At 52.9% G+C, this 12,815-nt stretch carries 11 protein-coding genes; 6 read left to right on the forward strand and 5 right to left on the reverse strand.

Features of this window, described 5'->3' with window-relative positions; translation table 11 throughout:
• The first annotated feature begins 68 nt into the window (after nucleotides 1-68).
• Complete coding sequence (locus tag ABD843_RS09630) at nucleotides 69-2,276, forward strand: Ig-like domain-containing protein (protein ID WP_345082162.1); 2,208 nt, start codon at nucleotides 69-71, stop codon at nucleotides 2,274-2,276.
• A gap of 104 nt (nucleotides 2,277-2,380) precedes the next feature.
• Here the strand turns inward: ABD843_RS09630 and ABD843_RS09635 are convergent, their stop codons facing one another.
• From ABD843_RS09635 to ABD843_RS09645, 3 genes are all read right to left on the reverse strand, one after another.
• Nucleotides 2,381-3,391, reverse strand: coding sequence for a PhoH family protein (locus ABD843_RS09635; protein ID WP_345082165.1), 1,011 nt, complete (start codon nucleotides 3,389-3,391; stop codon nucleotides 2,381-2,383).
• Between the two features lie 112 nt (nucleotides 3,392-3,503).
• Nucleotides 3,504-3,959 (reverse strand): 5-(carboxyamino)imidazole ribonucleotide mutase, encoded by a 456-nt coding sequence (gene purE, locus ABD843_RS09640; RefSeq protein ID WP_345082168.1) that lies wholly within the window; start codon nucleotides 3,957-3,959, stop codon nucleotides 3,504-3,506.
• A gap of 127 nt (nucleotides 3,960-4,086) precedes the next feature.
• Nucleotides 4,087-5,280 (reverse strand): M20 metallopeptidase family protein, encoded by a 1,194-nt coding sequence (locus ABD843_RS09645; RefSeq protein WP_345082171.1) that lies wholly within the window; start codon nucleotides 5,278-5,280, stop codon nucleotides 4,087-4,089.
• A 203-nt stretch (nucleotides 5,281-5,483) separates the two neighbouring features.
• Here ABD843_RS09645 and ABD843_RS09650 point away from each other — a divergent pair, with 203 nt between their 5' ends.
• On the forward strand, nucleotides 5,484-6,683 hold the full coding sequence (locus tag ABD843_RS09650) for a hypothetical protein (protein ID WP_345082174.1): 1,200 nt from the start codon (nucleotides 5,484-5,486) through the stop codon (nucleotides 6,681-6,683).
• 23 nt (nucleotides 6,684-6,706) lie between these two features.
• Here ABD843_RS09650 and ABD843_RS09655 read toward each other — a convergent pair whose 3' ends face one another.
• Both ABD843_RS09655 and ABD843_RS09660 read right to left on the reverse strand, forming a co-directional pair.
• Complete coding sequence (locus ABD843_RS09655; RefSeq protein WP_345082177.1) at nucleotides 6,707-7,273, reverse strand: hypothetical protein; 567 nt, start codon at nucleotides 7,271-7,273, stop codon at nucleotides 6,707-6,709.
• On the reverse strand, nucleotides 7,270-7,899 hold the full coding sequence (locus ABD843_RS09660; RefSeq protein WP_345082180.1) for a TrmH family RNA methyltransferase: 630 nt from the start codon (nucleotides 7,897-7,899) through the stop codon (nucleotides 7,270-7,272). Before ABD843_RS09660 ends, ABD843_RS09655 begins: the two co-directional genes overlap by 4 nt.
• A gap of 206 nt (nucleotides 7,900-8,105) precedes the next feature.
• On the opposite strand from ABD843_RS09660, the gene bioB reads away from it, so the two are divergent.
• From bioB to ABD843_RS09680, 4 genes are all read left to right on the forward strand, one after another.
• On the forward strand, nucleotides 8,106-9,113 hold the full coding sequence (gene bioB / locus ABD843_RS09665; protein ID WP_345082183.1) for a biotin synthase BioB: 1,008 nt from the start codon (nucleotides 8,106-8,108) through the stop codon (nucleotides 9,111-9,113).
• On the forward strand, nucleotides 9,100-10,227 hold the full coding sequence (locus ABD843_RS09670; RefSeq protein ID WP_345082186.1) for an aminotransferase class I/II-fold pyridoxal phosphate-dependent enzyme: 1,128 nt from the start codon (nucleotides 9,100-9,102) through the stop codon (nucleotides 10,225-10,227). The genes bioB and ABD843_RS09670 overlap by 14 nt, the downstream gene beginning before the upstream one ends.
• Nucleotides 10,212-10,874, forward strand: coding sequence for a dethiobiotin synthase (gene bioD, locus ABD843_RS09675; protein ID WP_345082189.1), 663 nt, complete (start codon nucleotides 10,212-10,214; stop codon nucleotides 10,872-10,874). The genes ABD843_RS09670 and bioD overlap by 16 nt, the downstream gene beginning before the upstream one ends.
• Nucleotides 10,875-11,038: 164 nt before the next feature.
• On the forward strand, nucleotides 11,039-12,757 hold the full coding sequence (locus ABD843_RS09680) for a T9SS type A sorting domain-containing protein (protein WP_345082192.1): 1,719 nt from the start codon (nucleotides 11,039-11,041) through the stop codon (nucleotides 12,755-12,757).
• The last annotated feature ends 58 nt before the right edge of the window (nucleotides 12,758-12,815 follow it).

Raw genomic sequence — 12,815 nt, forward strand, 5'->3', positions numbered from 1 at the left:
CGTCATAGTATATATTTGAGTATTGGAAAACCTCGAAAGAGGAGATCTTTCACCTAAAATATACCTTTATGAAAAGCAACTTTCCCACAGTTGGCTACGGGCATGTATTTGCCCGCTCAGGAAAATCTCTCAGGTCAGGCATCCTGCTGGCCACAGCCCTTGTGCTTGGCAACATTGCATCTGCCCAATGCTCTGTCGATCCCATTACGGGCACCACATCGGTATGCGTCAGCGCTACCACTACGCTCAACTGCGCTACACCCGGCGGCACATGGTCGTCAGACAATGACTTCATTGCCAGTGTCGATGCCTCGGGCGTGGTAAGCGGCGGCTGGATAGCCGGTACGGCCACCATCAGCTATGGCGTGAGCACAGGCTGCGGCATGGTCTATTCTACAACCGTCGTTACCGTAGAAGAACCTGCGTACATCCTTGTTGGTACCACCACTTCTCTTAGCCCCGCCAATGTATGCATAGGTGGCAACAATACACTCTCCGGCAATGTGCCCGGCGGTACATGGTCGTCTGCCAATTCTTCTATCGCCACAGTGGGTAGCAGCACCGGCATCGTCACCGGTGTAGATGGCGGTACGGTCAATATCACTTACCATGCAGGCAATTCCTGTGGCTCTACACCTGTGGTGCAGAATATGCTGGTAGAGGAACCTGTCATAGGGGGCAGCGAGTTCGCCTTCTGCCCGGGCAGTAACAGAAGCTATTATAATGTAGGTACGGGTATAGAAGCTACATGGTCATCAAGCGCACCTGCGGTGGCTGACTTCGCTTTCTTTAGCATAGGTTACCTGAGCGCTGTCAGTGCAGGCACGGCCACCATCACGCTTACTACAGACTTCGGCTGTACGGCCACTAAGGTGGTGACCGTAGATGCCAATCCCGTTGTGCCGCCCATAACAGGTGCATCATCGGTATGTGTGGGCAGCTCCATCACACTCGCCGACAGTGAAGAGGGTGGTGAATGGACCTCTTCCAATACCGGCGTAACCACTGTAGACCTTTATACCGGCGAGGTGACGGGTGTAGCCGCAGGCACTGCCAATATCACTTACTTCGTTGCGCATGAATGTGTCACTACACCTGCGGTAAAGACCGTTACTGTAAATGCCAATAGTACACCTGCAGCCATCACAGGCACTGCCACGGTATGTGTGGGCAGCACTACATCACTTTCGCATAGCGCACCGGGCGGCACATGGTCTTCGGGCAATGCTTCTGTGGCCACAGTAGGCAGCACAGGTATAGTTAGCGGTGTGGCGGCAGGCACAGCCACCATCAGCTATGCCATAGCCGATGTGTGTGGCACAGTATACGCCACAAAGACAGCCACTGTAAATGCCATTCCCGCATCTATCAGCGGTATAGCTACGGTATGTGTGGGTGGTACGCTCTCATTGTCCAGCGCCACAGGCGGTGGCACATGGGCCAGCAGCAATGGTAGTGTGGCCACTATAGGTACATCGGGTACACTCGCTGCTACAGGCGCGGGTACTGCCACCATCAGCTATACAGTTAGTGGTTGTGTACGCACTGCATCTGTGAATGTGAGCGCAGCGGTAGCAGCTATCACAGGCACTGCTGCCGTGTGCAATGGTACAGGGTCTACACTGGCATGCAGCACGGGAAGCGGTACATGGAGCAGCAGCGCTACAGGCGTTGCCACCGTAGGCTCCGGTACAGGTGTGGTAAGCAGCGTTAGCGCAGGTACTACCACCATTAGCTACAGGGTAAATGCAGGTTGCATCAGCACCCGCGTATATACGGTCAATGTTCAGCCGGGTACTATATCCGGTTCGTCGCTGGTCATAGGTTCTACTACGCTCTCCTGCAGCCCATCGGGTGGCACATGGAGCAGCAGCAATACTGCCCGCGCCACCGTAAATAGCTCTGGCGTGGTCACAGCGGTAAGCAGCGGCTCGGCAGTTATCACCTACCAGTTCAGCACAGGGTGCAGGTCTACCAAGAACATCTCCTGCCTTGCCCTGAGGCCGGGTGCCGATGCCGAAGAGAACACTATCCCTCAGCCGGTGCAGGTATCGGTATTCCCCAATCCTACACATGGAGCCATTACGGTAGAAAGCCCTGTTGCAGGTACATTCAGTATATATGCACTGGACGGCCGCATGGTGGCCCAGCACACCATAGATGCCCTACACCAGGCAGTATCTCTGCCACAGGGTCTTGCAGCGGCCACATACCTCTGCCGCTTCATAGGCAATGATGGTTCTGTATACACTACAAGGCTTGTTTACGAACCATAATAGTTCCAAACTATAGCAATGAAAAAGCTCCCGTGATGAACGGGAGCTTTTTCATTGTCTTGCCTTACACCGTCCGCTCTTTTGGGGAGGACAGGGGAGTGGTCCTATATACCGTTATGGGTAGGTGCCTGCCTTTGCTGGCTCCTCTTTTCTTCCAGTTCTTCCTCGCGTACCTGCTCCTTGTCGTAGGCGCGTATTATCTGTTTCACCAGGCGGTGGCGCACCACATCAGCCTCATCGAGCTGTATGTGTGCTATGCCATCTATGTTCTGCAATATGCGCGATGCCTTCAGCAGGCCCGACCGCTGGTTCTTCGGCAGGTCCACCTGCGACAGGTCGCCGGTGATGATTGCCTTTGCCGATGCGCCTATACGCGTCAGGAACATCTTCAGTTGCAGGTCTGTAGCGTTCTGTGCCTCATCCAGTATTATGTAGGCGTTATCCAGCGTACGACCGCGCATATATGCCAGCGGGGCTATCTCTATTATACGGTTGGCCATATAGTAGTTCAGCTTGTCGCTGGGTATCATGTCGTCCAGCGCGTCGTACAGCGGCCTCAGATAAGGATCTATCTTCTCCTTCAGGTCGCCGGGCAGAAAGCCCAGGCTTTCGCCTGCCTCTACCGCCGGGCGCGTCAGTATTATCTTACGCACGGCCTTGTTCTTCAGTGCGCGTACGGCCAGCGCTACCGCCGTATAGGTCTTACCTGTACCGGCAGGCCCCAGCGCAAAGATGATATCGTTCTTTTCCGATACCTGCGACATCAGCTGCTGGTTCTTGGTCTTGGCCCTTATTACGCGGCCATTCGGCCCAAATACCAGTATGTCGTTCGTAGCAGGGTCTTCCGTTATGGGTTCCTGTTCCTCATCGCCCAGTATGCGTGCAAAATAGTTCTCCGACAGGTGCCCATTGCGCTCCAGGTATTGTATCACCTGGCTTATTTTGGATTGCGCATTGGCCACCTCGTCGGGCTGGCCGGTTATCTTTATCTGAGATCCCCTGGAGAGCAGCTTCAGCAATGGGAATTTACGCTTCAGTATCTCAAATTTGCTGTTGTTGACCCCGAAGAATTCTATGGGGTTCACGGTTTCGAGGTTAATGATGGCTTCTGTCAAGGTGCTTGGTTTTAAAGGTCAGTAGATAATATTAAAACTACAAATTGCGTACCAGTAATGACATTAAGACTCTGTTAAATGCTACAGCGTCCGTTAACCTCGTGACACTCAGCTATATCCTGTAGTCGCCCGCCTTGAATTCCTCCAGTCGTGCGGCCACGGTGGGGTTGCTCAGTGCGAATATTCTTGCACACAATACTGCCGCATTGCGCGCGCCTGCCTTGCCTACTGCCAGTGTACCTACGGGCAGACCGGCGGGCATCTGCACTATGCTGTACAGTGCGTCTATGCCACCTGGAAGGCCACCATCAAGCGGCACACCCAGTACAGGCAGCGATGTGTAGGCAGCGCATACGCCGGGCAATGCTGCGGCCATACCTGCTGCGGCTATCACTGCGCCATAGCCGTTGTCCTTGGCGTTCACGATGATGTCCCTTACTTTGTCGGGGTTGCGGTGGGCCGATGCCACTACCATGTTGTTCTCAATGCCGAACCATGTAAGCCAATTGCTGCTTTCCTGCATTACTGCTTCGTCGGTCTTAGACCCCATGATGATCAGTACTTTCATTGTCTGTTCTTTTATTATTTGAATGTGAAATTAGATATATCATATGATAAAGATCAGGCAGAATTATCCACCCTTCTTTATAACTTTTTTCATGTTATGTGTATGGCGGGGAATGTATATCTCTCCTTTACTCATTGCCCAGTGCCTGTATGGCGCACCATGCCATCATGCCCATACCGGTCTCCATAGATGGCTCGTTTATGTCGAAGCGCGGGTTGTGTACCGGCGCCAGGAATTCCTTGTCATCCCTGTTGGTGCCTATACGGAAGAAGCAGCCCGGCATATGCAAGGTATAGAAGCTGAAATCCTCGGCCGCCATGCGCATATCCAGTTCATGTACGTTCTCCTTGCCCATATAGTCCTCGGCCCACTTTGTGGCTTTTTGTGTCAGCGGTACATCGTTGAAGAGCATGGGGTAGCCTATGGGTATCTCTACTGTGGCCTTGGCGCCATAGGCAGCGCAGGTCTGCTCGGTAAAGTCCTTTATCAGCTTGTGTGCCTCGTAGCGCCACTTTTCATCCATAGCGCGGAAGGTGCCCAGTATCTCTACCTTGCCCGGTATCACATTGGTGGCAAAGCCGCCTGCTATGCGGCCAAAGGTGAGTACCGATGGTATCAGGGGGTTGCTCCTGCGCGATATCACCTGCTGCAGCCCTGTTATCACCAGTGCCGATATGGCTATGGGGTCTACCGTCTGGTGGGGTAGTGCGGCATGGCCGCCCTTGCCCTCTATGGTTATATATATCTCATCGGCGCTGGCCATATACTGCCCCGCGCGAAAGCCCGTAGTGCCCGTGGGCATGTGCGGGTATACATGCAGCGCAAAGATGGCATCGGGCCGTGGGGCCTCTAGTGCACCATCGGCTATCATCAGGCTTGCCCCGCCGGGGTGTTTCTCCTCTCCCGGCTGAAATATCAGCTTCACGGTTCCCTCCCACTCATCGCGCAGGTGGTGCAGTATGTGTGCCGCACCCAGCAGGCAGCTCGTATGCACATCATGGCCGCAGGCATGCATCACGCCTGCGTTCTGCGACCGGTATTCGGTTTCGTTCTCTTCCTGTATAGGCAGAGCGTCCATATCGGCGCGCAGGGCTATGCAGCGCTTGCCGGGGTTGCGGCCCTTTATCAGGGCCACTATACCTGTACCGGCCACGGTGCGACGGTCGGTGATGCCTAACTTGTCCAGGCAGGCGGCCACATATGCCGATGTCTCATGCTCCTGGAACGATAGCTCGGGGTGCGAGTGTATGTGATGGCGTATGGTCTGCACTTCCGGGTAATATTCGGCAGCCTTGGCCTGTATTTTTTCTTTTATGGTCATGGTAGAAAAATGAGGAAGGCAAAGGTAAATATGTTCTTCCTGCGCACTTCGTATTTTTTGCATCTACCACACATTTCACATCTCATCTCCTCCCCTCGGGGGAGGTTGGGAGGGGCTATCCAATGTTATCTTTTTGCATTATGCAAATACTTAACATTATCTAATTGTTAAGTTTCAGTAACTTTATCTTAGCAGCAACACCGATGACATTCCGGGTAGCCATATTCCTCTTTCTTTTGCTGGTAGCAGGCCATGCTGCCGGTGCAAAGAGCGTACCCGTCAATACCATCCGTTTCGACTTCTATGGCGATACCATCTCCCTCAGCGACCTGGATGCACATTTGGTAGATACACAAGAGCCACTCACTCAGCAAAATGTAACGGCTTTTTACGAAGAGATGAACAATGCGGGTTTCGATGCCGTAGTGGCATCGCTGCTGCGCTACAAGCAGCAGCACAGACCCGATGACTGGATCTACTACCAGCTCATACGCCGCACAGCGCAGTACCTGAGCCCCAAGGATGATAACTATCACCGCTACACCCTGTACAAATGGTATTTCCTGGCAAAGACCGGTTATGATGCCACCCTGACCGTAGCCGGAGACCGGCTGCTTTTCTATGTACAGTGCGATGAGAATATCTACGACATACCCTCGCACATGCGCAATGGCAGGCAGTATGTATGCCTTAATTACCATGACTATAATGGCATAGACCTTGCCAATACCAGGTTCACCGTGCTGGATATACGGGTACCCGAGGCGCAGCACGGCTTTTCGTACAAGCTGACCCGAATGCCCGAGTTCAGTACCGGCGACTACGAAGAGAAAGAGCTTTCATTCGACCACAAGAACACCCGGTACACCTTTAAGGTAAAACTGAATACCAAGGTGAAGAACATCTTCACCAATTATCCTGTGGCCGATTACCAGTTGTATTTCAATACACCCCTCAGCAGCGAGACATATAACTCCCTGATACCGCAGCTAAAAGAGAGCGTATATAGCATGGGTACGCGCGAAGGGGTGGACTATCTTATGCGCTTCACCCGTTATGCATTTCTATACAAGCCCGATGGCGAACATTTCGGTAAGGAAAAACGCCTGCTGCCCGAGCAGACCCTGCTTTACGAAGGCAGCGACTGCGAAGACCGTGCTGCACTGTTCTTTTACCTGGTAAAGGAGATATATGCTCTGCCTATGATAGTGCTTGCCTATCCCGGGCATGTGAGCATAGCCGTGAAGTTCGATAAGCCCATAGGTACGCCCATCATCTATAATGGCGAAAAATACTCCCTGTGCGAGCCCACCCCACAAAGGGGTGATGTACCCATAGGCGCCATGCCCCGTGAGCTGCGCAGCGAGCCATACGAGGTGGCCCTTGTTTACGATCCCAAATAATGTTCTGTGCTATTGCTGTGCTGCTAATGCATACATCCCGTATACATCTGCGCCTCCCTTACAAATATCTTGGGGGCATGTGGCGCTATAAGTGCCCGTAACGAATCGGCGCTGGCGCGTGTCTCGTATTGCCCTGCTACCAGCGCTATGTTGTCTTCGGTGGTCCCTGTATTATCATATAGCGAGTAATATTCCAGGCTCAGGCTGGTGCCTGCCGTCCGGCGCGGGTAGTAGTCGCCACGGTACATCTCGTCCTCATCATCCTCGGCCAACACTATCTTGTTCTTCTGCTCGTCATAGTGCCTTCTCATGGTATCTACTACGATTCCGGTGGCCTTGTGCAGTGCATACATAGAGCGCTGTAGTATGTAGTAGTCCTTGGCAGTATCGGCCACTACTATATATAGTGTCTCATATTCGGTATCTGTGTCGTATACCTCGTCTGTTACCCGCATGGTATCTGCTATAGCAATAGCCGTATCCCGGGCAGCAGGTATGTTGTCCTGCGCAGCAGGGCCGCAGGCCACTATGGCTATGCTGGCTATTAGCCATATATATATCGCCGAAAGGTAGTTGCTCTTGCGCATCATGGTATGCCTACGGTTTCTTCGGTAGCGTTCGTTGTGTCTCCATCGTATAGTTTCCACTTGCGGGCCAGTTCGTCCCATCGTTCCGGCGGTAATTGTGCTGTGCCGTTGTAAAGGCCTGCATTATTGCGCTGGCGAAATGCCTCGTACAGTGTAATGGCACATGCCACCGATATGTTCAGCGACTGCACCATACCCATTTGCGGAATGATGAAATTGCCATCGCAATGTGCCAGGCACTCTTCTGTGACCCCATCTTTCTCATTGCCGAAGACAAGGGCTATGCGCTGCACCAGGTCCATTTCGTATAGCGAGCAGGAGCTTACGCCCAGGTGCGTGGCATATACCTTATCGCACACCTGGCGCACTGCTGCCATGCAGGCATCCGTATCGGTGAACTGGCGCACGGTAAGCCAGCCCAGTGCGCTTGCCGAACTGGTCTTTGCGAACTTCTTGTGGCGGGGAATACGGTTGTTCAGCACGAAAATGTCCTGCACACCCACCGCATCGCAGGTACGCATCACCGCCGATATATTGTGCGGGTCGTTCACATTTTCCATCACTACCACAAGCCCGTTCTGGCGGCGGTTCAGCACTTTTTTTATTTTGGCTTCCCTCTCAGGTGTCATAGGTGGCAAAGGTCTGCAATACCGCCGAACAAACAAACCGTCCTAGCTGCCTGTCTACCTACCTGTTTCAGCAGGGTATAACCTATCATTTTTCAATTATCGCGCCATCTACATCAACTATAAGTTGTGTTGATATGTAATTTCGATAAATGTATTTCCTTACATCCCCGATATTTGATAGCTTCGCCCCTGAAAGGAAATGATACATGAGCGACATTCGTAATAATTGGAACCGGGAAGAGATCCGTGCCATCTATGAAAGGCCACTGCTGCAATTGGTACTCGATGCTGCCGATATGCACCGCAGGCACCACAAATTCGGTGAAGTACAGATCAGCAGCCTGTTGTCCATTAAGACCGGAGGCTGTTCCGAGGATTGTGCCTACTGCCCGCAGGCGGCGCGTTTCCATACCGATGTAAAGGTACATGCCCTGATGAAGACCGATGAGGTGGTGAATGCTGCAAAGAACGCCAAGGCCGGTGGCGCATCGCGTTTCTGCATGGGCGCTGCGTGGCGCGAAGTGCGTGACAACCGCGATTTCGACCGTGTGATAGATATGGTGAAGGCCGTGAACGAGCTGGATATGGAGGTATGCTGCACACTGGGCATGCTTACCCCCCAGCAGGCCGATCGCCTGGCCGAGGCCGGCCTGTATGCATACAATCATAACGTAGATACTTCAGAAGAACATTATAACGAGGTGATAACCACCCGCACATACGACGACCGCCTCAATACACTGAACAATGTGCGCAAGGCAGGTATATCGGTATGCAGCGGCGGTATCATAGGCCTGGGAGAGACCGACGAAGACCGCATAGGTATGCTTCATACACTGTCCAACCTGCCACAGCATCCCGAATCGGTGCCCATAAACGTACTGGTGCCCGTAGCCGGTACGCCGCTGGCCAATAACGGCCGTGTACCCTTCGACGAACTGGTGCGCATGATAGCCACCGCACGCATAGTGATGCCGGCATCGGCCGTGCGCCTCTCTGCAGGCAGGCTGGAGCTTTCAGTTTCGGAGCAGGCCATGTGCTTCCTGGCAGGCGCCAATTCCATATTCGCAGGAGACAAGCTGCTCACTACGCCCAATCCCGAGTACAATGCCGATATGGATATGTTCCGTATGCTGGGCCTCACACCCAAGGCTGCTTTTGCCGATGGCCACCCACAGGCCCGCAAGAACGTGATGGAGCATGAACCGTGCTGAGTCATACCTTTCGGCCCGGCTCCAGGAAAGGGCTGACGCAGGCAACCTGCGCCGGCTGCCGGCCATACATGCGGGTGTAGACCTCTGTTCCAACGACTACCTGGGTATAGCTACCCATGGCCTGCCGCAGGCCTTCATGCCGTATGACCCGGGTACGGGCGCCACAGGATCGCGCCTCATATCGGGCAATAGTGCGTTTGCTGAGGAGACAGAGACCTTTATCGCGGCTTTTCATAGCGCAGAGGCTGCGCTTATTTTCAATTCCGGTTACGATGCCAATACCGGCCTGCTGTCCGCCATCGCAGGCCGCGATACTGTTTTCATTTATGACGAGCTGTGCCATGCCAGCATCATAGATGGTATGCGCCTTTCCCTGTGCAGGCACAAATACCGTTTTGCTCACAACGACCTTGTGCAACTGGAAGAGCTGTTACAAAAGCACTCCACAGCAGGGCAGGTGATAGTAGTGGTAGAGTCGGTATACTCTATGGATGGCGATACCGCACCGCTTGCTGCCATTGCAGACCTTTGCGATAGCTACGAAGCCCAGCTAGTGGTAGACGAGGCACATGCTACGGGTGTCATAGGCCCTCGTGGTGAGGGTCTTGTATGCGCTCTTGGTCTGCACGAAAGGGTCTTTGCCCGGGTACATACCTTTGGCAAGGCGCTGGGCTGCCATGGCGCTGCCATAGTAGGCAGTGCCGTGCTCAGGCAGTACCTCATCAATTTCGCACGCTCTTTCATATACACTACGGCATTGCCGCCACATGCCATATCGGTCATCGGTGCGGTATACCGCTACCTGGCATCGCCGGGGTTCAGCAATGCGGCTTTGCATGATAATATCGCTTACTTCCATCGGCAGGCAGATGAGACAGGTATACCCGGCCTTTTGCCCGGTGCATCTGCCATACAGGCAGTGGTGACAGGTGGCAACGAGCCTACCCGGCAGCTGGCCGCAGCATTGCGCGATGCAGGCCTGCTGGTACACCCTATATTGCACCCCACAGTGCCATTGGGTATGGAGCGGCTGCGCATATGCCTGCATAGCTTCAATACCCTGCAAGAGATAGACCTGCTGGTAAAAACACTGCAACAATGGGCCGGAAAATAGAGAATGCCATAGCCGTGGTCGGTATACATACCGGCATAGGTAAGACCATAGTATCGGCGGTACTGACACAGGCCCTCGATGCCGACTACTGGAAACCCATACAGGCAGGTACCGACGACCGCGATATGCTCACCGTGCAGCGGCTCATTGCCAAGGGCGCCGCACGCGTACACCCCGAGGCCATACTGTTGAAAATGCCAGCCTCGCCACATGTGGCAGCAGCAGCAGAGGGCATACAAATAGATCATACCACCTTTCAAAGGCCTGCCACCGACAGGCCGCTCATAGTAGAGACCGCCGGAGGTGTGCTCTCGCCGGTATCGGCCAGCCATACCGTTGCCGATCTTGTTGCTTACTATGGTCTGCCCACCATTTTGGTGTCGCAAAACTACCTTGGCAGTATCAATCATACACTTAGTGCCATAGAATGCCTGAGGAGTAGGGGTATCCTTATTTTAGGGATCATTATAAGTGGAGAAAAAAATGATATGTCTGAAGGTTTTATATCTAATTACAGCAAAGTACCCGTTCTTGCCCATGTGCCCGTTCTCAATACGACCAACAATACCGATGTTATTAATACTGCAAATAATATTTCCTCCTCTTTGCATGTTATCAGGCAGGTTTTAGGCACCGCCAATCGGTAATATTGTTGTTTTATCTCTATCGTAGTCATTTATAACCACCTGTAACGAAGATCTGGCATAATGTTTGTGACAACTAAAATGGATATTTCCATCAGGCAGAATTTATTCTCAGAAAGATCTATAATTGTAAATTGCACAGGATATTGAATACTATTACAACAATAATGAAAAGAACCCTACTGGCCTTTTTGCTGTTCACCGCCGTTCTTTGCCCGGGCATAGCCTCAGCGCAGGGGTGGCAGTGGGGTAAGACGGCCGAAATATGCAAGCCCTATGCCAGCGCTGCCTCTTCGGCACACGCATGGCCCATGGCCACCGATGCCGATGGCAACGTGTATGTAGCCATGTGGAGCAGCTTCGACTCCATAGGCTCTGCTGCATTCACCTCGCACAGTTCCATATACCAAACGCAGGTAATACTTACCAAATACGATAATGCAGGCAATGTTATCTGGAGCCGCTCCAGCACATCGGGCAATACCATGCCGATGGATATAACAGTAGATGCTAATAGCAACGTTTTCTTGTATGGCTATTTCTCCGGCGACGAGGTGAAGTTCGGCGCCCAGACCATAGTGCGTACTGCTGCTATGGGTAGCAATACCACTTACGTTATCAAATACGATAAGGAAGGTACCTTTCAGTGGAAGGTAAATGCCGGTACCGTGAGCCTGAACACCGAAAAACAATCGGCCGGCAGCATAGCCGCCGATGACCAGGGCAATGTGTACGCTGCTGCCACCTACTACAGTACTGTGAAGATAGGCACCTATACACTCGCCAACAGCGGTTCGGAAGATATATCAGTGGCCAAGTACAGCCCCGCCGGTGCCCTTATATGGGCAAAACGTTTCGGCGGCATAGGGTACGACAGGGTATCGTCCATCACCGTTAACAAGAACAATAAGATACTGCTGGCAGGCGAGTTCTCCTCGCCCTCTATGGCCTTCGGTTCTACCAGCCTCTCTTTTTCTGCTTCCTGTGCCTCTTCGGGCTACTCCTGCTTCAACATATATATAGCGCAGCTGGGTACCGATGGCTCTGTGGCCTGGGCGCGCCAGTCGCAGGGCAACAGCAGGGTGATGAGCATTGTCACCGATAGTCTCAACGACATTTACATTGGCGGCAGCCTGCTGGATGATATGGTGAGCTTCGGCGGTCATAGCATAGCAGATGGCCATAACGACCCCTTCCTGGCCAAATATTCCAGCACAGGTGATGTGATCCGTGTAATACCCTTTACGCAGACAATGCCTGTAGAGAGGCCCCATGCCATATGGGATGTGGCCATAGATGCCTGCAACAACGTATGGGTATCGGGTGGTATGGATACCCTCTTTGGCAATGGTGTCTACGTTGATACTTCTATCATTCTTCCCGTACCGCAGACCGGTATCGATCCGCTTTATATCGTTTCCTATACTCCTTCGGGCCTCCTCAATGACTATGCGGTGCTTTCCTCCGGCGGCCTCAGCAATTCCGGCCTTGCTGCCGACAGGCAGGGTACCATATTCCTCTGTGGCTATTACAATGCAGCTACTACCATGTATATGGGCGCCGACTCGCTCGCTGCCGTTGCCGATGTGTACAGGAACTTTTTCGTAGGCAGGTACAGGCCGCTCAGAAGCTGCATTGCCAATAGCGTTACCAGCTTTGCAGGTACAGAAACGCTGGATGTGTACCCAAACCCTACCAGTGGTAACATTTACCTCAGCGCTGCTGCCCCCATCGGCAATGTGACCATCACCGATATGCTGGGCCGCACAGTGCTCACTGCCACATATGCTGCTACGGCCGCCAGCATACAGGTGGACAATCTTGCCCCCGGCATGTACCTGTTGCGTACCGGCAATGGCCAGGTACACAAGCTGGTAAAGGAATAGCGAACTGTTTCTCCTGAATAACCACCCCATATCTCTTTTGCTCACAGAAAGAAGGTTA

The organism is Nemorincola caseinilytica (assembly GCF_039540515.1).
GTDB classification, from domain to species: domain Bacteria; phylum Bacteroidota; class Bacteroidia; order Chitinophagales; family Chitinophagaceae; genus Nemorincola; species Nemorincola caseinilytica.